Source organism: Azospirillum sp. UENF 112521, assembly GCF_058780665.1.
This window is the reverse complement of record NZ_JBSNCI010000005.1, coordinates 88498-109525: the sequence shown is the minus strand read 5'-3', so window position 1 is coordinate 109525 and position 21028 is coordinate 88498. Positions and strand designations below refer to the sequence as shown.

The 21028-nt window shown below is 67.3% G+C and carries 20 protein-coding genes; 10 read left to right on the top strand and 10 right to left on the bottom strand.

The genetic code is table 11. From position 1 onward, the window contains the following. Positions 1-4 precede the first annotated feature (4 nt). From ACWPN8_RS25460 to ACWPN8_RS25450, 3 genes are all read right to left on the bottom strand, one after another. Entirely contained in the window at positions 5-1627 is a 1623-nt protein-coding gene (locus ACWPN8_RS25460; RefSeq protein ID WP_492242751.1) for an ABC transporter substrate-binding protein, read from the bottom strand. Then, a complete protein-coding gene (locus ACWPN8_RS25455; RefSeq protein ID WP_492242750.1) occupies positions 1628-4315 on the bottom strand; it encodes a sensor histidine kinase in 2688 nt (895 codons plus the stop codon). It abuts the gene before it with no gap. A gap of 243 nt (positions 4316-4558) precedes the next feature. Further along, the gene (locus tag ACWPN8_RS25450) at positions 4559-5533 is read right to left on the bottom strand and encodes a choline ABC transporter substrate-binding protein (RefSeq protein WP_492242749.1); all 975 of its coding nucleotides are present in this window, start codon (positions 5531-5533) and stop codon (positions 4559-4561) included. A gap of 192 nt (positions 5534-5725) precedes the next feature. On the opposite strand from ACWPN8_RS25450, the gene betI reads away from it, so the two are divergent. Next, a complete protein-coding gene (gene betI, locus ACWPN8_RS25445; protein ID WP_109447122.1) occupies positions 5726-6301 on the top strand; it encodes a transcriptional regulator BetI in 576 nt (191 codons plus the stop codon). Positions 6302-6303: 2 nt separating this feature from the next. On the opposite strand, the gene ACWPN8_RS25440 is transcribed toward betI, so the two are convergent. The 4 genes from ACWPN8_RS25440 to ACWPN8_RS25425 form a co-directional block, all read right to left on the bottom strand. Then, positions 6304-7230, bottom strand: coding sequence for an ABC transporter permease (locus ACWPN8_RS25440; protein ID WP_492242748.1), 927 nt, complete (start codon positions 7228-7230; stop codon positions 6304-6306). Beyond that, complete coding sequence (locus tag ACWPN8_RS25435; protein ID WP_109447126.1) at positions 7223-8404, bottom strand: quaternary amine ABC transporter ATP-binding protein; 1182 nt, start codon at positions 8402-8404, stop codon at positions 7223-7225. Before ACWPN8_RS25435 ends, ACWPN8_RS25440 begins: the two co-directional genes overlap by 8 nt. 244 nt (positions 8405-8648) lie before the next feature. Continuing rightward, entirely contained in the window at positions 8649-9830 is a 1182-nt protein-coding gene (locus ACWPN8_RS25430) for an acetyl-CoA C-acyltransferase family protein (protein ID WP_492242747.1), read from the bottom strand. 32 nt (positions 9831-9862) lie between these two features. After that, entirely contained in the window at positions 9863-10678 is an 816-nt protein-coding gene (locus ACWPN8_RS25425; protein WP_109447130.1) for an enoyl-CoA hydratase/isomerase family protein, read from the bottom strand. 285 nt (positions 10679-10963) lie between these two features. Here ACWPN8_RS25425 and ACWPN8_RS25420 point away from each other — a divergent pair, with 285 nt between their 5' ends. The 3 genes from ACWPN8_RS25420 (at position 10964) to ACWPN8_RS25410 (ending at position 13612) form a co-directional block, all read left to right on the top strand. After that, positions 10964-12202, top strand: a complete 1239-nt coding sequence (locus ACWPN8_RS25420) for an MFS transporter (protein ID WP_492242746.1) — start codon at positions 10964-10966, stop codon at positions 12200-12202. Between the two features lie 139 nt (positions 12203-12341). Then, positions 12342-12929: a sigma-70 family RNA polymerase sigma factor gene (locus tag ACWPN8_RS25415; protein ID WP_492242745.1), complete on the top strand. Its 588-nt coding sequence runs from the start codon at positions 12342-12344 to the stop codon at positions 12927-12929. Continuing rightward, positions 12926-13612 (top strand): cupin domain-containing protein, encoded by a 687-nt coding sequence (locus tag ACWPN8_RS25410; RefSeq protein ID WP_109447136.1) that lies wholly within the window; start codon positions 12926-12928, stop codon positions 13610-13612. Before ACWPN8_RS25415 ends, ACWPN8_RS25410 begins: the two co-directional genes overlap by 4 nt. Here the strand turns inward: ACWPN8_RS25410 and ACWPN8_RS25405 are convergent. Beyond that, on the bottom strand, positions 13609-13890 hold the full coding sequence (locus tag ACWPN8_RS25405) for a GNAT family N-acetyltransferase (RefSeq protein WP_109452797.1): 282 nt from the start codon (positions 13888-13890) through the stop codon (positions 13609-13611). The genes ACWPN8_RS25410 and ACWPN8_RS25405 overlap by 4 nt on opposite strands. A gap of 56 nt (positions 13891-13946) precedes the next feature. Further along, complete coding sequence (locus ACWPN8_RS25400; protein ID WP_492242744.1) at positions 13947-14732, bottom strand: SDR family oxidoreductase; 786 nt, start codon at positions 14730-14732, stop codon at positions 13947-13949. 224 nt (positions 14733-14956) lie between these two features. Here ACWPN8_RS25400 and ACWPN8_RS25395 point away from each other — a divergent pair, with 224 nt between their 5' ends. Both ACWPN8_RS25395 and ACWPN8_RS25390 read left to right on the top strand, forming a co-directional pair. Beyond that, complete coding sequence (locus tag ACWPN8_RS25395; RefSeq protein ID WP_492242743.1) at positions 14957-17080, top strand: 3-hydroxyacyl-CoA dehydrogenase NAD-binding domain-containing protein; 2124 nt, start codon at positions 14957-14959, stop codon at positions 17078-17080. 172 nt (positions 17081-17252) lie between these two features. After that, positions 17253-17762, top strand: coding sequence for a hypothetical protein (locus ACWPN8_RS25390; protein WP_492242742.1), 510 nt, complete (start codon positions 17253-17255; stop codon positions 17760-17762). Between the two features lie 87 nt (positions 17763-17849). Here ACWPN8_RS25390 and ACWPN8_RS25385 read toward each other — a convergent pair whose 3' ends face one another. After that, positions 17850-18104, bottom strand: a complete 255-nt coding sequence (locus ACWPN8_RS25385; RefSeq protein WP_492242741.1) for a hypothetical protein — start codon at positions 18102-18104, stop codon at positions 17850-17852. On the opposite strand from ACWPN8_RS25385, the gene ACWPN8_RS25380 reads away from it, so the two are divergent. The 4 genes from ACWPN8_RS25380 (at position 18031) to ACWPN8_RS25365 (ending at position 20997) form a co-directional block, all read left to right on the top strand. Next, positions 18031-18726 carry a flagellar hook assembly protein FlgD gene (locus ACWPN8_RS25380; RefSeq protein ID WP_492242740.1) on the top strand — a complete coding sequence of 232 codons (696 nt, stop codon included), beginning with the start codon at positions 18031-18033 and terminating at the stop codon, positions 18724-18726. The two genes, ACWPN8_RS25385 and ACWPN8_RS25380, sit on opposite strands and share 74 nt — an antisense overlap. A 36-nt stretch (positions 18727-18762) precedes the next feature. After that, positions 18763-20073, top strand: a complete 1311-nt coding sequence (flgE, locus tag ACWPN8_RS25375; RefSeq protein WP_492242739.1) for a flagellar hook protein FlgE — start codon at positions 18763-18765, stop codon at positions 20071-20073. Between the two features lie 4 nt (positions 20074-20077). Continuing rightward, positions 20078-20335, top strand: a complete 258-nt coding sequence (locus tag ACWPN8_RS25370; RefSeq protein ID WP_109447148.1) for a hypothetical protein — start codon at positions 20078-20080, stop codon at positions 20333-20335. A gap of 101 nt (positions 20336-20436) precedes the next feature. Then, complete coding sequence (locus ACWPN8_RS25365; RefSeq protein ID WP_492242738.1) at positions 20437-20997, top strand: hypothetical protein; 561 nt, start codon at positions 20437-20439, stop codon at positions 20995-20997. The last annotated feature ends 31 nt before the right edge of the window (positions 20998-21028 follow it).

The following is a 21028-nucleotide window of genomic DNA, read 5'->3' as shown; positions in this document are numbered from 1 at the left end:
GTACTCACCGGGCCTCGATGTCGACACCAGAAAAATCCTGATTGAAAATGTTGTTCGTGTAGTTTTTCACCTCCTTGCGGTGGGCAACGACGATGATCGAGTTCGCGATGGGGAACCACGGGACTTCCTGATGGAAGATCTGCTGGGCCTTGCGGTAATGGGCAGTCCTGCGGGGGACATCGCTGGTCACCTTGGCCTTGGTGATCTGCTCTTCGAAATCGGAATTGCACCATCTCGCGATGTTGGCGCCGCCGGGACGCACAGCACCGCAGTTCAGCAGAAAATAGAGGAAGTTGTCCGGATCGCCATTGTCGCCGGTCCAGCCATAGAGCACCATGTCCTGCTCGCCCTGGGTCACCTGCCTGCGATAATTGCCCCAGCTTTCGGTCTTCAGGGTCAGCTTGATCCCAACGCGTTCGAGATTCTCCCGGATCATTTCGGCGGCACGCTTCCCGTTGGGCAGGTAGGGGCGCGTCACCGGCGGGTACCACAGGTCCAGGGTGAAGCCTTCGGGATAGCCCGCCTCGACCAGCAGGCGGCGCGCCTCGACCGGATCGAACGGGTGATCCTCGATGCTGTCATTGTAGGACCACATGCCGGGCGGAATCGGGTTCTTGGCCGGCATCCCGCCATTCTGATAGACCGCATCGACCAGGGTGCGCTTGTCGATCGCCAGCGTGATCGCCCGCCTCACCCGTACATCGTCGAGTGGCGGCTTTTGGGTGTTGAGCGCCATATAGGCGACGTTCCGCCCATCCTGCCGTTCCAGCACCAGATTCGGATCCTTCTCGATGTTCCCCAACTCGGCCGGATTGGGAAAAATCATCACATGGCATTCACCCGACCGCAGCTTGTTCAGGCGAACCGCGATGTTCGGCGTGATCGAGTAGATCAGATTGTCCAGCGGCTGGCGCCCGCGCCAATAGCCGTCGAAGGCCTTGTACCGGATCGCCACGTCCTTCTGGTAGGACACCAGCCGGAACGGTCCCGTTCCGATGGGCATCTCGTCGAATGATGTCTGGCGGCCGGATTTCAGCAGGAAATCCGCATATTCAGCGGATTGGACCGATAGGAACGGCATCGCCAGATCGGCGAGGAAGGGCGCTTCCGAATGGTCCAGAGTGATGCGGATGGTGTGGTCGTCCAACTTCACCACCGATTTCAACAGGGTCGGCAGCCCCATATCCTTGAAGTAATCATAGGTTGCCGGACCGACATTGTGATAGGGATGGTCGGCATGCCACTGCCGCTCGAAGGTAAATAGAACGTCGTCGGCATTCAGCGGCCTGCTCGGGGTGAACAGTTCGTTGGAATGGAAGCTTACATTCCGGCGAAGATGGAATTCATAGATCAGACCGTCGGCCGAGATCGTGTAGGATTCGGCCAGTCCGCTGTCCGTTATTTGCCCATCCGCCCCCATTTCAACCAGATTGTTGAACAGCGGCGTCACCGCATTCACAGTGGTGCCGGAGGTCGAGAACTGCGCATTGAAGCTCTGCGGATTTCCTTCGGTGCAGTAGACGAGAGACTTTTCCGCCAGCGCCGCGCCGGGCATGGTCGCAAGCCCGAAAAGAACAGCCGCCCCCATGGCAAGAGTCCCCGTCAACGTCTGCGGCGGCAAAGGCATTCACTGCTCCTGCGGGGATTGCACTGCGGCGACCAACGTCATGTTATCAGTGGCAAATCGTCGTGGAAAGCGAATGGTGAACCGCACGCCTCTATCGGGAAGACTATCCACCGCGATCTTTCCACCGAGCCGATTGACCACGAGATTATAGACAATGTGCAGGCCGAGACCGGTGCTGCCCGCACCGCGTCGGGTGGTGAAGAAGGGATCGAACACCCGGCCCAGATCGGCGGGGGCAATCCCGCGGCCGTCGTCGGAGTAGACCAGCGTCACCATGTCGGCGCCCTGCGCGGAGGCGGCAATCAGCAGCTGGCCTCTCTGTCCTTCGCGATAGGCGTGGGTGATCGAATTCATCACGAGATTGGTCAGGATCTGTGCCAGAACGCCGGGAAAGCCGTCGATCTCGATGGCTTCGGGACAGTCCACCCGCAGGCTATGGCCCGCCCGGCGCCAGGACGGGCTGAGGCTGGTCGCCAAATCCTCCAGATAAGGCTTGAGCAGAAAAAGCCGCTCCTCGCCGCTGGTCTGGTCGGCGGCGACCTGCTTGAAGCTCTGCACCAGCTCGCAGGCCTGCTGGAGGTTCAGCACCAGCAGCCGGGCGATCTCGTCCGCCGTCTCCTGGAACTCGGCGAAGTCGCTGCGGCGCAGATTGCTCCCGCTCGCCTGCCGCGCCAGGATCGCCAGCCGATCCTCCAGATGGGTGGCTCCCATCAGGGCATTGCCCAGCGGCGTGTTGATCTCGTGCGCCACGCCGGCAACCAAGCCACCCAGCGAAGCCATCTTTTCAGCCTGGATCAGGTCGGCCTGGGTGCGTCGCAGGTCTTCCAGGGCGCGGTCGGCGCGGTCCTTCGCCTGCCGGGCCGCCTGTTCGCGCAGGCCGATCTCGCGGATGAAGAAGGCGGCAGCACGCGCCATCGCACCGAATTCGTCCTGGCGGCGCGTGCCGTCGATCGGGCCGGCCAGCGGGTCCTCGGCCAGCCGGGTCATCTGCTTTTGCAGGCGCAGCACCGGCCGGCTGATCGACCGGGCCACCACCGCCGCGGCGCCGCCGCCCAGCAGCAGGCCGATGGTCGCCCCGATGACCAGGATACGGGTCAGCAGCTCGCCGATGCGCGCGGCTTCGTCCCGGAAGGTCTCGTCCAGCTGCCTTGCGGTTTCCACGAGCGCGCCGGCATCGCGGTCCATGGTGATCAGCAGCTGATTGAGGCGGCGCAGCCCCTCGGCGGTGCGGCGCAGACTGTCCCGCCAGTTGCGGATGGCCGACAGCACCTCGTCCTGCAACAGCGGCGACATGGGAAGGCCGCGCACCGTTTCCAGAAGGGCGCCGGCATCGGCGACGATGCGGTCGGCCTCCTCGGCGTCGCGCACCGCCACCGCGTCGGCGGCCCGACGGCCGAGACGCAGGGCGACGACGGCGACGTTCTGCGTCTCCTGCTCGGTGTCGTTGGCCTGGATCGCGTAGGCTATCAGTTGCACCACCTCGTCCTGGATCGCGGTGTAACCGGTGGCCTTGACCATCAGGATGCGGGCGGTCAGCCCCTCGATGGTGGATGCCGCGTCCGCCCCGGCGCGCTGGGCGGCTTCGAGCGCCTGCTGGGCCGCAGCGGCACGGGCCTGGACCCGGTAAAGCCCGTCCAGCGGCACACGCAAGGACGGCAACATGGAGGACAGGAAGGTTACGTCGGGCTGGCGGTTCAGCGTTCCGGTCAGCACCAGCGCCCGCACCACCGGCAGCGTGCGGATGATCTGCTCGGCCAGCATCCGCTCGCCCAAGGGGCTGCTGATGGCCGGCCGTTCGGCATCGTCTCCCCCCAGGCCCGCTGCCGCCTGCACAGCCGCCTCGAAGCGGCTCAATGCCGCGTCACGTTCGGCCTGGGCCGCACGCAGTTCGGTGACGGCCGCCTGCAACCCGTCCACCGTGGCGGCATAGCGGGCGGCCGATTGCCTCGCCGGATAGCGATCGACCAGCGGGTCGGTCCGATCCAAGGCCGACTGCAACCGGTCGGCGGTTCCAGTCAGCCTGTCGATTGCGATGTGGAAATCGGCCGGGGTCAGGGGGCGGCCGCTGCCGAACAACCCGACTCCGAACCCGAGGGCGGCGACATGCTGGGCCTCCGCCCGCTGCAAATCCAGCATCGCCTCGCGCAGCTCATGGGCGCTGTCGACCACGTCGCGGCTGTCCCGCAGGCGCTGGTCGGCCTCCGTCAGGGACCCGAGGGAATCGACGTTGGCGGCATGCTGGCGTTCGCGGGCACGGTCGGTCAGCGCCATCAGGGTGGAGGCGTGAAGCCCCATGTCGGCCACGGCGGAGTCGTTCGCGGCGGTCACCTGGATGAAGCTGCGCATCTGGTCGACATAGCGCGCCAGCACGGCGGTCGCGCGCTCCACCTCCGCCCGATGGGTGTTGGCGGATCCGGCCTTGTCCAACTGGCGCAACTCGGCCGCCGCCGAGTCCGACATGCTTTCGAAACGGTCAGCGCGGCTGGCACGGTCGGTGGGAGCCACCTGAAGATAGTCGATGCGGGCTGCGGTCGCCGCCAGCACGTCGCGATAGACCGAACCCGCGAGCACCGCCAATTCGTAAACCCGCTCGCTGCGGGCCAGAAGCAGCCCGCCGGCCACCGCGATGACCGCCGCGACCAAGACCGGCACGCCCCCAACGACCGCGATGCGCGAGCGAATCCTCATGCGCGTTCCGCCACGCAATCACGCGCGCCGGCCGCCCGGCAAGAGTGCCGGGAGAGGGGCAGGCTCCCGGACAAGGGTGAATGGCGATCCGCCACGAACGCTCCGCACTCAGCACCTAAAGGGCCTTAGCAGAGCAATGGACCGTGGCAAAGGGATAAAGCCACCGGAAAGAAAGCGATAGGCCGGATGGGGCGAATGGCCGCTCCATCCCGCCCCATCCGACGTCGTTTCCGACTAGGCCCCTTACGACTTGGTTGCGACGCCAAGCTTGGCCTGCACCGCAGCCAGCCCATCCTTGCCATCAATGGTGGTAACGCCCGACAGCCAGCTCTTCAGAATGTCGGGATTCTTCTTCAGCCAAGCCTTCGCGGCGGCGTCCGGCTTCTTGTTGCCGTTCATGATGTCATCCATCACGGCGTTTTCCATCGCCAGCGTGAAGGACAGGTTGGACAGCAGCTTGCCGACATTCGGGCATTCCGCGGCATAGCCCTTGCGGACGTTGGTCGAAACCGTGGCGCCACCGAGGTTGGGGCCGAACCAGTCGTCGCCGCCCTCCAGATAGGTCAGCTCGAAGCTCTTGTTCATCGGGTGCGGCTCCCAGCCCAGGAAGACCACCCAGCCCTTGTTGCGCGTCGCGCGCTTCACCTCGGCCAGCATGCCGGCCTCGCTGGATTCCACCAGCTTGAAGTCCTTCAGCCCGAAGGCGTCGGCCTTCAGCATCTTGTCGATGATCAGATTGCCGTCGTTGCCGGCCTCGATGCCGTAAATCTTGCCGCTCAGCTTGTCCTTGAACTTCGCGATGTCGGCGAAGGTCTTCAGCCCGGCATCGGCGGCGTATTTCGGCACGGCGAGCGTGTATTTGGCGCCTTCCAGATTGACGCGCGTCACCTCGACCGAGCCGTCTTCCAGCACCGGCTTCACGAAGGGCTCCATCGTCGGCATCCAGTTGCCGAGGAAGACGTCCAGCGACTTGGTCTTCAGGCCCGTGTAGACCAGCGGCACCGACGACATGGTGGTGGTCGGCTTGTAGCCCAGCGCGTCGAGCGTGACGGAGGCGAGCGCCGTCGTCGCCGCGATGTCGGTCCAGCCGACGTCGCCGAAGCGCACTGCCTTGCAAGAGGCCGGTTCGGCGGCCAGCGCCCCGCTGGCGCCCAGCGTCACGACCGCGGCGATGCCGGCACCCGCGATACCCTTGGCCAGGGCCATCCATCCGTTCATATCCTCAACTCCTCTTTCTTGTCGTTCGGGCTTGTTGTCCGGGCTTTGCCGTTCCGGTCCATCCGGTCTGCGTCACCGGGTCTGCCGATTTCGCCATCGACGGACCGGCGAAAATGGCGCATTTGTTGCGATACAGGCCAAGGTCCCGGTTGAAACCGTCTTGGCTGAACAGGACAGGAGACCGCCAGCCCCATGCCCAAAGTCGGAATGGAACCGATCCGCCGCCGCCAGTTGATCGACGCCACCATCACCTCGATGGGCGAGCATGGCTTGGCCGACACCACGGTCCAGACGATCAGCCGGGGGGCCGGCGTTTCGCCGGGCATCATCCACCATTATTTCGGCGGCAAGGACGAGCTGCTGTCCGCCACCATGCGCAGCATGTTGCAACAGCTGCGCGACGACGCGACCCAGCGGCTGGCGACCGCCGATTCGCCGCGCGCCCGGCTGGAGGCGATCGTCGACTGCAACTTCGCCCCCGGCCAGTTCGAACCGCGGGTGGTCGCGGCCTGGCTCGGCTTCTGGGCGCAGGCGCCGCATAACCCGGCGCTGGCCCGGCTGCAACGGATCAATGCCCGCCGGCTGCACTCCAACCTGCTGCATGCCCTGCGTCCTCTGCTGCCGCCGGACCGGGCGGAGCGGGTGGCCGTCGGGCTGGCGGCGATGATCGACGGGCTGTGGCTGCGCTTCGCGCTGACCGGCGCCATCGACGGCAGCGCCGCCCGGGCGGTGGCGCTGGGCTACCTCGATTCCGAGCTGAACGCCTGACCTCACCGCCGCCACCAGCGCCGTCCGGCAGCCCCGGCGGCGACCCGGCGGCGGCCGGCACCGCGACCAACCCCCCGGCCAAAGCTCTGCGTGATGCGGTCGAGCACGACGGCCAGCAGAACCACGGCCAAGCCGCTCTGCACACCGAGGCCGATGTCCAAACGCTGGATGCCCTGGAGCACCACGTTCCCCAGCCCCCCGGCGCCGATCATCGAGGCGACGACGATCATCGACAGTGCCATCATCATGGTCTGGTTCACCCCGGCCATGATCGACGGCAGGGCGTTGGGCAGCTGAATCTTGAACAGGAGCTGATGGTCGCGGCAACCGAAGGCGCGCCCGGCCTCGACCAGTTCCGCCGGCACCTGCCGGATGCCGAGCGCCGTCAGGCGAACGGCCGGCGGCATGGCGAAGACCACGGTGGCGATGATGCCGGGCACCCGGCCCAGACCGAAGAACAGCACCGCCGGGATCAGATAGACAAAGGCCGGCATCGTCTGCATCAGGTCCAGCAGCGTCTTGCCCACCCCGTCGGCGATCTTGCTGCGCGCCATCCAGATGCCGAGCGGCACCCCGCCGATCAGGCTGAGCACGGTGGAGGCGAGAACCAGCCCAAGGGTGGACACCGTCGGCTCCCACAGTCCCATCACGAAGATCCCGCCCAGCGACAGCAGGGTGAACAGCGCGAAGGCGCGCCCGACCCGCCAGAGCGCGACCGCCGACAGCATCAGCGCCAGCAGCCAGGGCGGCACCCCCAGCAGCAGCCCGTCCAACGCCTCTCCCAACCCATCCACCGTCGCGGCGATGAGCGTCAGCGCCGGCTGCCCATGGTCGAGGATCGTCGTCACCAGCCATTCGGCGCCGCGGGCGATGCTGCCGCCGATGGTCTCGTTCAGCCACTCGATATCCAGCAGCGCGATGTCAGCCATGCCGCACCTCGCGCCCGGCGGCCTCGCCGCGGTCGAGCGCCGCCAGCAACGCCGCGCGGGAAATCACGCCGATGAGCCGGCCGTCCGGCTCGACGACCGGCAGCGGACAGGGGGCCGCAGCGACCCGGCCGAGCAGGGCATGGATCGGCGTGTCGGCCGCCACCGGCTCCAGCCCGAACAGGGCCGATGCGCCGTCGCCGGCCAGCACGCCGCGGAAATAGCCGGCCGCATCGGTGCGGTAGCGGAACCGTCCAGGCTCCCCCGCGGTCCCGTCGTCGGGCGGCCGGGCGAGGTCGCGGGCGCGCAGCACGCGCGAGGCATCGACGCCGCGGAAGAAGGCGCGGACATAGTCGTCGGCCGGCGCGCGCAGGATTTCCGCCGGGGTGCCGATCTGAGCGATCCGGCCATCCTCCATCACCGCGATGCGGTCGGCGATCCGCATCGCCTCCTCCGCATCGTGGGAAATGAAGACGATGGTGCGGGCATCCTCGCGCTGGAGCCGCAGAAGCTCGTCCTGCATGTCTGTGCGGATCAGCGGGTCGAGTGCCGAGAAAGCCTCGTCCATCAGCATGATCGTCGGATTCTTGGCCAGTGCGCGGGCCAGCCCCACCCGCTGCTGCATGCCGCCGGACAGCTCGTCCGGATAGCGGTCGGCATAGTCCGCCAGACCGACCCGCTCCAAGGCGGCCAGCGCCGCCCGGCGCCGCTCGGCCCGCTTCACCCCGGCCACCTCCAGCCCGAAGGCGGCGTTCTCCAGCGCGGTGCGGTTGGGCAGCAGGGCGAAGGACTGGAAGACCATGCTCATGTCCCGCCGCAGCACCTCGACGAGGTCGGCGTAGGGAAGCGCGGTCAGATCCCTGCCGTCCAGCCGGATTTCCCCCTCCGACGGTTCGATCAGGCGGTTCAGCAGCCGGATGATGGTCGATTTGCCCGACCCGGACAGGCCCATGATGACGAAGATCTCGCCCGCCCGGATGTCGAAGCTGGCCTCGGCCACGCCGACATTGACGTTCAGCCGATGCAGGACCTCCGCCTTGGTCGCCCCGCGGCGCAGCATCTCCAGCGCCGGGCGCGGATCGTCGGCAAAGACCTTGCGCAGGCCGCGTACCGCCAGACGCACCTGTCCAATCGTCGCCGAAGACGAACCGGTGGGCGTGGGCAGAATCGTCGTCATGGGCAAGGCTTCCGGAACGCAACAGACCAGGGTGCAGGCAATCGGGCCGTAGATTGCCCCGAGACGAGGGGCGCGGTCGATAGCTGCGTTCACGAAACCTGCATTTTGATGGTGCTGTTGCGCAATTGGCCGCAGACAGACGCCGATTTTATTTTGATTGATCGTTCAATGAAAAACCTGATGAGAGTTTTGGGTACGGGCGGGGTTGCCCGCCCGTACCTGCCCTGATCCTCCGACCGGGTCCTCAGACGCGCTCGAAGATGGCGGCGATGCCCTGGCCGCCGCCGATGCACATGGTCACCAAGGCATACCGGCCGCCGGTGCGGTGCAGTTCGTGGATCGCCTTCACCGTGATGATGGCGCCGGTCGCACCCACCGGATGGCCGAGCGAGATGCCGGAGCCGTTGGGGTTCACCTTGGCCGGGTCGAAATCCAGCTCACGGATCACCGCGCAGGCTTGGGCCGCGAAAGCCTCGTTGGATTCGATGACGTCGAGGTCGCCCACCGACAGGCCGGTGCGCTCCAGCACCTTGCGGGTCGCCGGGATCGGGCCGATGCCCATATAGTCGGGCTCGACGCCGGCATGGGCATAGCCGACGAGGCGGGCCAGCGGCTTCAGCCCCAGCGCCTCGGCACGGCGGGCATCGGCCAGCACCACCGCGGCGGCGCCGTCATTCAGGCCGGAGGCGTTGCCGGCGGTGACCGACCCGTCCTTCTTGAACACCGGCTTCATCTTCGCCAGCCCTTCCGGGGTGACGTCGCCGCGGACATGCTCGTCGGTGTCGAAGACGATGGTGCCTTTGCGGGACGCAATCTCCACCGGGACGATCTGGTCCTTGAAACGGCCCTCGGCGATGGCGCGGGCGGCGCGGCGCTGGCTTTCCAGCGCCAGGGCGTCCTGTGCCTCGCGGTCGATGCCGTAGCGGGCGGCGACATTCTCCGCCGTCACCCCCATGTGAATCTTCTGCCATGGGTCGTGCAGGATGCCGTTCATGTAATCGACCAGCGCCCCGTCGCCCAGGCGGGTGCCCCAGCGGGCGCTCGGCACGAAATAGGGGCCGCGGCTCATCGACTCCGCACCGGCGCCGATGGCGACGTCGCAGTCGCCGAGCGCGATGGACTGCGCTGCCGAGACGATGGCCTGGAGGCCGGAGCCGCAGAGCCGGTTGACGTTGAAGGCGGGCGTACCGATGGGGATGCCGGCATCGATGGCGGCGACGCGGCTGAGATAGGCGTCGTTGGTCTCGGTCGGGATGACGTTGCCCATCACCAGATGACCGACGGTGTCGGGCGCAGTGCCGGACCGCTCCAGCGCCGCCTTGACCGCCACGGTGGCGAGCCGGGTCAGCGGCACATCCTTGAGGCTGCCGCCGAAGCCGCCGATGGCGGTGCGGGCGGCGCCGACGATGACGATGTCGTTCTGCATGGTTCGGTCCACTTCTCGGACAATAAGGACGCTCAGCGGCCGGTGAAGTCCGGCCTGCGCTTGGCGACGAAGGCGCTGATGCCTTCGATGAAGTCGCTGGTGGCGGCGGTGGCGAGGAAGCGGTCGCGCTCGGCATCCAGCTGCTGGTCCAGCGTCCGGTCGAAGGACTGGCGCATCAGGTGGCGGACGCCGGCATAGGCGACGGTCGGGCCGGCGGCGAGCCGTCCGGCCAGCTTGGCCGTCTCCTCCGCCAAGGATGCCGCCGGCACCACCCGGTTGACCAGCCCGATCCGCAGCGCCTCCGCCGCGTCGATCACATCGGACAGCATCGCCAGTTCCATGGCACGGCGCAGACCGACAAGGCGCGGCAGATGGAAGCTGCCCGACCCGTCCGGCGTGGCGCCGATGCGGGCATAGGCCATGGTGAATTTGGCGTCGTCGGCGGCGATGCAGAGATCGGCGGCGCTGGCGAGGCTCATCCCCGCCCCGGCCACCGGTCCATGGACGGAGGCCAGGACCGGCACGTCCAGCCAGTCGAGAACGCGCAGCGCCTCATGCAGATGGGCGATGATGGCGCCGGCCACCGCCGGTGCGGCGGCAGGATCGTCGTTGAAACGGCCGACATCGCCGCCGGCCATGAAGCCGCGGCCGTTGCCAGCGATCACCAGCACCCGCGTCGGCCCTGACCCGCCCTCCTCCGCCACGCTGCGGCAAGCGTCGAGGAAGGCGGCGGCGGTCGGCTCGTCCAGCGCGTTCAGCACGCCGGGGCGGTTCAGCCGGATCCAGGACACCGCCCCCTCGCGGACGAGTTGGACCGGCGATGGGGTGGCGGGCGCGGTGTCTGACATCCTGGCGTCTCCCGAATCTCTACCTGATGGAAGGTATGTTACCGATCGGTATGACCTGTCAACGGTCCGGTTGACCCAACGGTCACTCATATCTCCGGGCCACAACCCGGGGCCGCATCCCTGCTCCCCGCCCCGGTGGCGGACCAAATCCATGGCTTCGCTGTTGGACCTTGCGACAGGCCGCGTCACCGCACGCCAACAGAGATTTGGAGCATCGCCATGCATCATCGGCCCCCGACCGGCTCTCCGGCCCTGACCCACTGACGGCGGAGGAGGAGTCAAGGCATGCCACCTGTTGTGCGTTCGGTCGCCTCGCTTCTGCTGGGCGTCGCCTTTCTGATGCTGGCGAACGGAGCCATGTCGACCCTGATCGGGCTGAGGCTGTCGGCGACGGAGTCCGGTGCGACGGCGGTCGGCATGATCACCGCAGCCTATTATGCCGGGCTGACGCTGGGATCGCTCTATGCGCATCGGATCATCACCCGTGTCGGCCATATCAGGGCTTTCTCCGCCTTCGCCTCCGTCGTGTCGGTCGCAGCATTGTCGCACGCGCTGTTCGTCGATGCGCCGCTCTGGGCCGTGCTGCGGCTGACGCAGGGATTCTGCATGGCCGGTCTCTACATGTGCATCGAAAGCTGGCTGAACGGCACCGCCACCAACGAAAGCCGCGGGCAGCTGCTGTCGGCCTACATGGTGACGCTCTATGGCTCCTCCGGCGTCGGGCAGCAGTTGCTGCGCCTGGACGACGAGGCGGGCGTGCGGCTGTTCATGATCGTGTCGATCCTGCTGACGCTGGCCCTGGTGCCGGTGGCCCTGACGCGGACCACGCCGCCGCAATTGCCCAACGTCTCCTCCTTCGGCATCGGGCGGCTTTATCGAAGCTCGCCGCTGGGGGTGGCGGGGGTGTTCATCAGCGGGGCGATCACCGGGTCGATCTACGGGCTGGCCCCGGTGTTCGGGGCCTCCTCCAGCTTCGGCGTGTCGGGCACGGCGCTGTTCATGTCGGCGCTGATCCTCGGCGGCATGGCGCTACAATGGCCGCTCGGCCGATTGTCGGACCGTTTCGACCGGCGCAGCGTCATCATCGGCCTGTCGGCCGCCCTGTCGTTGACCAGCCTGGGCATGATCGCCGCCGCCGGGATGGACCAGCCGCTGGCGCTGATGCTGGTGGCGCCGCTGTTCGGCGGGCTGGCCTTCACGCTCTATCCAGTCTGCCTCGCCCACACCAACGATTACGTCCGGCGGGAGGATATGGTGTCGGCCAGCGGCGGCCTGATCCTGGCCAATTCCGTCGGCGCCATCATCGGCCCGCCGGTGGCGTCGGCACTGATGACCGCCAGCGGGCCGGCCGGGCTCTTCAGCTTCGTCACCGGCGGCGCGCTGTGCGCCACTCTCTATGGCCTGTGGCGGACCCGCATGCGCCCGCCCTTGCCCGCCGAGGCGCAGGCCGCCTTCCGCCCGCTGCCGCAGACCACCCCCACCGTGTCTCCCCTCGATCCCATGAGTGCGCTGAGAGCACGCTGAGAGAACACTCGGAAGGCCAATGGTACACTGACGATTTTCGGGAATGCTCCGTTAAGAAGTTCGGGATAGACTGCCGCCCGCTGGAATGCTGACTGGTGGTTGAATGCCGTTTTCGCGTGGGCCCCTTTTGCCGGGGACGTTGAACAGGGACGGGGCTGGGAGCCCGGATGCCGCCCGGACCGAAGCCGACCAGTTCGGGGAGCTGGTCCACGCGGTGGCGCAGGATCGCGACCGCTCGGCTTTCGCTGCGCTGTTCCGATATTTCGCGCCGAAGATCCTGCAATATTGCCTGAGGCTCGGCGCCGACCGCAGCACGGCGGAGGAACTGGTCCAGGACGTGATGCTGACGGTCTGGCTGAAGGCCGCCAGCTTCGATCCGGCCCAGGCGACCGTCGGCACCTGGGTGTTCACCATCGCCCGCAACCGGCGCATCGACCGCCTGCGCAAGGAGATGCGCCCCGCCCCCGACCCGGACGATCCGGCGATGACCCCCGCCTCCCTCGCCACGCCGGAGGAGACCGCCCAGATGGTCCAGAGCAGCCGCCAGCTTCAGGATGCAATCGAAACTCTGGCGGAGAACCAATCCGAGGTGCTGCGCCGTTCGTATTTTCTCGAACAGACACATGAAGAGATCGCCGAAGACACGGAGGTGCCCCTGGGAACGGTCAAGACCCGGCTCCGCCTCGCGCTCGGCCATCTGAAACGCAGCATGAGGGACAAGGCGTGACGGTGCCGTTCCACCATCCGGACGACCAGCTTCTGATCGGCTATGCCAGCGGGCAGGAGCGGGCCGGGAAGTCACTGCTGGTGGCCACCCACCTCGCCTACTGCCCGGACTGCCGCCAGCGCGTCGCGTCTTACGAAGCCTTGTGCGGGAACTGGTTAGAAGAGCTGCCCTGCGCCGGTGACGATGGGCTGGATGCGCTGCTGGACCGCATGGACGGCCTGCTGACCGCCGCGCGGATACAACAGGAGCCGGCCCCCATCGAGCTGCCCGCAGCCGGCCGGACATGCGGACGGCTGGTGCCGGAACCGCTGCGCAGCTGGCTGCCGGACGCCATCGACACGCCGACCGATGACGGGTCCTGGCGGGAGATCTCCAAGGGGGTCTGGCTGTCGGGCTGGGAGCGCACCCTGTCCGGCACGACGAAGTCCGGCACGACGGTCCGCCTGCTCCGTATGGCTTCGGGTGCTCCGGTTCCGGCGCACCGCCACACCGCGGACGAACTGCTGCTGGTCCTGCGCGGCGCCTTCCGCGACGAATATGGCAGCTACGGGCTCGGCGACGTCGCCCACTACGTCGCCGGCACCGACCATTACGCCTTCGGCGCCAGCGAGGAAGACTGCATCTGCCTCTTCCTGCTGGACGGCGATCTGATCTTCCTCGACGAGGACGGGAATCCGCTTTAGCCGACGAGGTCCTGATATTCGGGGTGGCGCTTGATGTAGGCCTCGATGAAGGTGCAGATCGGCAGCACCTTCAGCCCCTGGGCCCGGATGTCGTCGAGCGTGCCCTTCGCCAGTTCAGACCCCACCCCCTGGCCGGTCAGGGCACCCGGCACCTCGGTGTGGGTCAATGCGATCTTGCCGTCGCGCATGTCGTAGGTGACCAGCGCGGTCGAGCCCGCCACCGTCAGCTCATAGCGGCCGAGTTCCTCGTTCTTCCGCACCTTGTCATGCAAGCTCATGATGTCCTTCGCCATAGTTGTTCGGTTTTGCGGCCGGGCCGCGGGATTGCGGAAGCTCAGCCGACCATCAGGGATTCCGCACCATCGATCCAGACCGGGGTGCCGGTGATGTGCTTTGCCCGGTCGGACGCCAGGAACAGCGCAAGCTCCGCCACGTCGAAGCTGTCGCCGGACTTGCCGCCGGTCAGGGGCACCTTACCCTGCGGATACTCGATGGGAGTCTTTACCGATTCAATATTCCGCATCTTGGTGTTGTCGGGAATGTTCGTATCGATGATGCCGGGGCAGATCGCGTTGACGCGGATGCGGCTCGGCGCCAGTTCCAGCGCCAGCATCTTCACCATGGCGAGCTGTGCCGCCTTGGTGCAGGAATAGGCGGTGGCGCCGGTGTTGCTGAACACCCGCGTGCCGTTGATCGACGCGGTGACGATCACCGAGCCGCCACCCGCCTTCTTCAGATGCGGAACCGCATGATGCAGCGTCAGGTAGGTGCCGCGCAGGTTTGTGTTGATGGTGCGGTCCCATTCGTCCGGCGTCAGGTCGTCGATGGGCGCCCAGACGCCGTTGATGCCTGCATTGGCAAAGACGATGTCGAGCCGCCCGAACTCCTCCACCAACCGCCCGACCGCCTGCCGCATCGCCTCGTCGTCGCCGACATCCGCGGTCAAGGGGATCGCCTTTCCACCGGCAGCACGGATCTCAAGGGCGGTCTTGGCGATCTCGTCCTCGGTGTGGCTCAGCACGCCGACCGAGGCGCCGGACTGGGCAAAGCGTATCGCGGACGCCTGGCCGATCCCGGACCCCGCACCGGTGACCAGCGCGACCTTCCCCGTCAAATCCATAACTCAACTCCAGCCAATGACCTTCGACGCGAGTGCCAACCCGTGACCGCGCCGTTCGGTTCCCATGGCCGTCTCTTCGCCAATTAAATTCCGTATAAAGAAACTATATTCCGAAACTTTGATTTGCTCGGATCGCCTGATAGATTGGCGATCCGCCGGCCTCCGATCCACCCTGCCGTCCGGGATCGGATCGGCCCGGACCTTTGGCTTTCCGGAGAGTGCCGATGCCGTCGCCGGCCCAGACTGAAGCGGTTTCGCCCAATCCTGTCCAGTATGCGCGCCGGGGACGCATCGGCGTCATCGCCGTCGATTACCCGCCGGTGAACGCCGTCGGGCATGGCGTACGCAAAGGGCTGGTTGCGGCATTGGACGCCGGGCTGGCCGATAACGGGGCCGATGCGCTGCTGATCGTCTGCGCTGGCCGCACCTTCATGGCCGGCGCGGACATCCGGGAGTTCGGCAAGCCCTCCGCCCCGCCGACCCTGCCGGAGGTGGTGGCGCACCTCGATGCCGCCACCAAGCCGGTGATCGCCGCCATCCATGGAACGGCGCTGGGTGGCGGGCTGGAGGTGGCGCTGGCCTGCCATCTTCGCGTCGCGCTGAAGTCGGCGAAGCTCGGCCTGCCGGAGGTCAAGCTGGGCCTCCTGCCCGGCGCCGGCGGCACGCAACGGCTGCCGCGTCTGATCGGAGCGGCCAAGGCGCTGGACATGATCCTGTCCGGCGATCCCGTGGGTGCCGAAGAGGCGCTGGCCCTCGGCCTGATCGATGCTGTGGAGGACGGCGTCTCCGCCCTGGAGGCCGGACTGCGCGCCGCCGAACGGCTTCTGGCCGATGGGAGCCGCCCGCAGCCGGTCAGTGCCCGCACCAACCGCATCGCCGGCACCGATCCCGCCCTGTTCACCGCGAAGCGGGCCGAGCTTGCCAAACGGCTGCCGCACCTGTTCTCCTCCCACCGCATCGTCGACGCGGTCGAGGCAGCCGTCACCCTGCCCTTCGATGAGGGCATGGCGCGCGAGCGGGAGCTGTTCCTCGCCTGCATGGACTCGCCCCAGCGCGCCGGCCTGATCCACGCTTTCTTCGCCGAACGCGAGGTGGCGAAGGTCCCCGGCCTGCCGGCCGACACGCCGACGCGCGACATCCGCAAGGTCGGTGTGATCGGCGCCGGCACCATGGGTGGCGGCATCGCCATGTGCTTCGCCAATGCCGGCATTCCGGTGGTGCTGGTCGACAGCGCGCAGGAGGGGCTGGAGCGCGGCATCGCCGCCATCCGCCGCAACTACGACTCCACCCTCCGCAAGGGCCGCCTGACCGCGGCACAGGTGGACGAGCGGATGGCGCTGATCCATCCCACCCTGTCCTACGATGAGCTGGCCGACGCCGATCTGGTGGTTGAGGCGGCCTTCGAGAGCATGGAGGTCAAGCAGGCGATCTTCCGGACGCTGGACCGGACCTGCAAGCCGGGGGCGATCCTCGCCACCAACACCTCGACGCTGGACGTGGACGCCATCGCCGCAGCGACCGGCCGGCCGCAGGACGTGCTGGGCATGCATTTCTTCAGCCCGGCCAACGTCATGCGCCTGCTGGAGGTGGTGCGCGGAGCCAAGACCTCCGACACGGTGCTGACAACTGTGATGGGGCTCGCGCGCCGGATCGGCAAGGTCGGCGTGGCGGTGGGCGTCTGCTACGGCTTCGTCGGCAACCGCATCCTGCACCAGCGCGGCCGGGAGGCGATGGCCCTGGTCGAGGAAGGCGCCAGCCCGGAGCAGGTCGACCGCGTGTTGACGGAATTCGGCTTCCCGCTCGGCCATTTCTCGATGACAGACCTTGCCGGGATCGATGTCGGCTGGCGCATCCGCGAGGAACGGCGCAAGGCCGGCGATCCGGAGGCTCAATCGCCCGACTGGCTCGACACCCTGGCGGAGCGTGGGCGCTACGGCCAGAAGACCTCGGCCGGTGTCTACCGCTACGAGCCCGGCAGCCGTGTCCCGATCCCTGATCCGGAGGTGGCGGCGGTGATCGAGGAGGACCGCCGCCGCCGCGGAATCGTCCCGCGTCCGGTCGGCGACGGGGAGATCCGCGGACGCTGCCTTTATGCGATGGTGAACGAGGCGGCCAAAATCCTGGAGGAAGGCATCGCCGCCCGCGGGGTGGACATCGACGCCATCTGGCTGCATGGCTACGGCTTTCCGTCCTGGCGCGGCGGCCTGCTGTTCTGGGCCACCCAGGAAGGGCTGGGCAAGATCGCCGGGGCGGTCCAGCGTTACCACCGTGACATCGGCGACCCGCAATGGCGGCCGTCGGCTTTGCTCCTGCAATGCGCCGCCGAAGGCCGGGCCCTCGGATGCTGAAACCGGAATGTGGATTTCAAACCGGAAACTAGTTTCTGTTACTGATTGTTAGGAATCTTCCCTATACTCTGTCGTCAGGGATGCCCCGCTGCCCCCGACCGGCCCCCCAGCCGGCGGGATCGACGGAGCGGACCTGACCCGAGGAACCCGGACCACACCGAAGGGGAAGAGCATGAAGGACATCACCGTCGCAGCCACCGACTGGGGTCTCCACGCCGTCGCCTGCAGCGGCCTTCGTGACGCTCCTCCCTCCGTCTGGATCGGGACGTTGCGCAACGCGCTGTCCGGTGCTGGCACCGGCCGCAACCTGTTCCTGGACCTGCGGGAGGTCGGCAATTCCCCCTTGCCGCCGTCCCATCTGGGAGCCCTGGCATCGGTCGTCGCACAGGCCGGCTACAGTGCGGTTCTGGTGTCGGACCTCCGGCTCGGCCATGCGCTGTGCGATGCGGTTCGCCGCAGCGGTTCCGATGGGGAAATGGCTGCCGGTTTGCGCGTGCTGTCCGCGGATGGACGCGACCGGGTCGCCATCGCCGCCGCCTACCAGTGGCTGTTGAACGGGCGGGAGCCCGCGGATGCCCTTCTGGTGTCCGACCGCCGCCCGTCGGTTCTGGTCTTCCCCGCAACCGTGACGCAGAGGCGGCCGACCTCCCCCGGTTCCGCCGATCTGCGCCACGTTTCGTGACCGTCCTGTCGTAACCGCTTCATTTCCGCAGTCGTCGTCGTCTCAACTGCCTTTTCGCCCCGGCCGGATCCATCCCGCCGGGGCTTTTTATGTCCGCCTAAATTTTTCCGGAAGAATCTGCGCCAGCTTTCGCCCGCCGTTCCGTGGATAGCCACAGAACGAACAGGGCGGCGCCAGCCCGCCGCCCATCCCGAAAAGCCATCGGCCTGAACCGCCGCGAAATCCCGCCCGGATTCCGCGAACGGGCCGCGATTGGGTGGAGAAGGCGATGCTGGTCAATTCCGTCAGCTCAACAACGTCGACGACGTCGACGAAGTCCACGTCGAGCAGCTCGTCAGCCACGAGCGCGACCGACAGCTATCAGACATTCCTGACTTTGCTGATGAAGCAGCTCGAGGTCCAGGATCCGACCAACCCGGTCGACACGACCACCTTCACCACCCAGCTCGTCCAACTGTCCGGGCTGGAACAGCAAATGTCGATCAACGACAAGCTCGACGAGCTGAACAGCACGGTGTCCGACCTCAGCAGCACCCTGTCCTCCTCCCTCGGGTCCGGCAGCGGCGCCGTCAACTACTACGGCAAGACGGTCGAGGCCGAAGGCTCGACCACCCCGTTGCAGGACGGCGAGGCGAGCTGGGAGTACGACCTCGATTCCGCCGCGTCCTCGGTCAAGCTGACCATCACCGATTCAAGCGGCAACACCGTCTACAGCGACGTCAGCTCCTCCACCGCCGCCGGCACGCACGAGGTGACCTGGGACGGCGTCGGCACCAACGGCAAGAGCTACAGCAGCGGAACCTACACCCTGTCGGTGACGGCGCTCGACGCCAACGGCAAGGCCATCGACACCACCACTCGCTTCAAGGGCACCGTGACCGCCGTGGACAGCTCGTCCGGCACGGCGGTGCTGAGCGTCGGCGGCGTCAGCCTGTCGGCCGACAAGGTGCTGACGGTTTCCTGACCCCTCCCCCGGACAATTTCAAAGACAGGTGCCGCCATGAGCCTCACCAGCGCAATGTACAGCGCCACGTCCGGGCTGACCGCCCAGAGCAAGGCGCTCGCCAGCATCTCCAGCAACATCGCCAATTCCAGCACCACCGGCTTCAAGGGCACGGTGACGGAGTTCACCTCCTACATCAACAAGACCACCACGGTGGACGAGCAGGTCGGCGGCGTCATCGCGTCCAACACCCGCAGCGTCAGCCGCCAAGGCGAAATCCAGTCGTCGGCGACCACCACCAACATGGCGGTCAACGGCGACGGTTTCTTCGTCGTGTCGGACAAGACGTCGAGCGGCGGCACCTACTTCACGCGCAACGGCTCCTTCTCCACCGATTCCAACGGCAATCTGGTCAATTCGGAGGGGTATTACCTCTATGGCTGGGCGGTGGGCGATGACGGCACCATCAAGGCCGGCAACAAGACCTCCACCGACAGCCTGGAGGCGATCAACCTGACCAGCATCAAGGGCACGCCCAAGGCGACCTCGACGCTGGACATCGAGGCCAACCTGCCGTCCGACGCCGCGACCGGCGACAGCTTCACCACCGACGTGGAACTGTTCGACGCCCTCGGCAACAGTCATTCGGTGACGATGAGCTGGAGCAAGACGGCCGACAACACCTGGTCGCTCAACGCATCCGACCCGACCAGCTCGGCCGACGGCACGACCACGACCGGCACGATCTCCGGCTTCCCGATCTCCATCTCCTTCAACAGCGACGGCTCGCTGGCCAGCGCCACCCAGACCGACAGCAGCGGCACCACGACCAGCGTCGATCCGTCGGCCATCGGCTTTTCGGTCGGCGGCTGGACCACCGGCGCCAGCGACAGCACGGTGACGATGTCGATCGGCGGCGCCAACAGCACGACCGGGCTGACGCAATACGCATCGGGCGAGAGCACCGCCGCCATCGGCGACTGGACCGCCACCGGCAACGGCTACGAGCCCGGCACGCTGACCGGGACCACCATCGACAGCAACGGCGTGGTGCGCGCCACCTTCGACAATGGCGAGACGCGGGCGATCTACCAGATCCCCATCGCGACCTTCGCCAATGCCAACGGGCTGGAGAGCGAGAGCGGAACCACCTTCACCCAGACCTTCGAGTCCGGCAATTACCAGCTGCGCACCGCCGGCGACGGCAAGGCCGGCGAGATAGAGGCCGGCTCGCTCGAAAGCTCCACCGTGGAGCTGACCGACGAGTTCAGCCGGATGATCGTCGCGCAGCAGGCCTATTCCGCCGCATCCAAGGTGATGACGACGGCGCAGGACATGATCGACACGCTGATTTCGATGAAGCGCTGACGCCATGGCAGCCGCACCCGACGAACGCTTCGCCCGCGCCGACGCCCTGCTGATGGAGCACCGGCGGCTGACGGTCCAGGCGCGGGCCTTGCTGGCGAGGACCGCCACGCAGGCCGAACGGCTGGCGATGGCCGACGATCTGATCGCGCTGATCGACGGGCTGGATGTGGAGAAGCGGGCGCTGGGAGCCCGGATCCACCGCGGCCGGGTCGCCAATGCCGCAATGAGCGCCTATGGGCGGGCGATGGCGGCGCGGCGGTGAGCGGGCGTGCGCAACCGAAGCCGACGCTCCCCTCGAAAATTCCCCGCCAGTTTTCGGACCGCCCGCCGTGGAACCGACATCCAAAACCCGGAGCTATCGCCATGGCGCTCAAGCAGACCCTGCGCAAGCCGGCCCCGCCGAAGCCCGTTCTGACCAAGGCCCAGGCCCCCGCCCAACTCGCTGACCAGACCGGCAAGCCGGAAACCCCGACCGTCTTCCTCCGCGTCGATGCGGTCGAGGTGCTGGAGGCCTTCGTCGCCGAACTGGACCGCGCCGCAACGCGGGCCGAGGCGGCGGTGCGCGAAGGACGGCCGCGCGATGCGCTGCTGGCGGCGGGCGACATGCAGACGCTGCTGCGCAGCTGGAAGGACCGGCTGGCCGATGCGCTGGCGCAGACGCGCAGCAAGCGCGTCGCCCCCGCCGTGCGCGGCGCCGCCAAGGCCGCCGCCGACCGGGTCCTGCCGACACTGGCCGCCCGCATGCGGGAGATGGAGGCGCAAATCAAGGTCCATCGCGCCCGCCAGAACGCCATCGGCGCCGCCCTGCGCGCCGCATCCACCGCCCCGGCTGGCGTCTATGGCGTCGCCTATGGCCCTGGTGCCCGCTATGGCGCACGGGTGGCGATGCGCACCACCGGCCATGTCGTCGGCCTGACGGCCTGACGGTTTCGGCCTGACGGCTTCGCGCCGATAA